This is a genomic window from Bacillus sp. 05T31, assembly GCF_056396725.1.
Window position 1 is genome coordinate 1 of the sequence record NZ_JBFTMA010001517.1, and the last position, 360, is coordinate 360.

The 360-nt window shown below is 36.5% G+C and carries 1 pseudogene; it reads right to left on the minus strand.

Annotated features, from left to right (window positions below):
• Positions 1 to 355: pseudogene (locus AC1DJR_RS34135) on the minus strand (ZIP family metal transporter); the annotation flags it as partial.
• Between the last annotated feature and the right edge of the window lie 5 nt (positions 356 to 360).

Genomic DNA, 360 nt, shown 5'->3' on the forward strand with positions numbered 1-360 from the left:
CAAAACCACTCGGCATATTATGAATGAATATAGCGAAAGAAAGAAAAAGGAAGGTTTGCCATGCTTGTTGATCTTTCTTATGTATAATCGGATGATGRCAATAGTTATCTAATAAGCTCATAACTAAAATACCGATAGCTATACCGAGCATAGGCCCAATTATTTCATAGCTTGAAAATGTCTCAGGAATAATTTCAAGTGATAAAAGCCCAAGCAAAATCCCACCACATAATGCGTATAAGCGATGCATCTTTTCTTCAATTAGTTGCCGTGTTGCTACTCCAACAGCACCACCTAATAGTAACCCGCCGAATGAAAAAAACGTGACGATTATTGGAATCCATAAACGTTCCATATTAT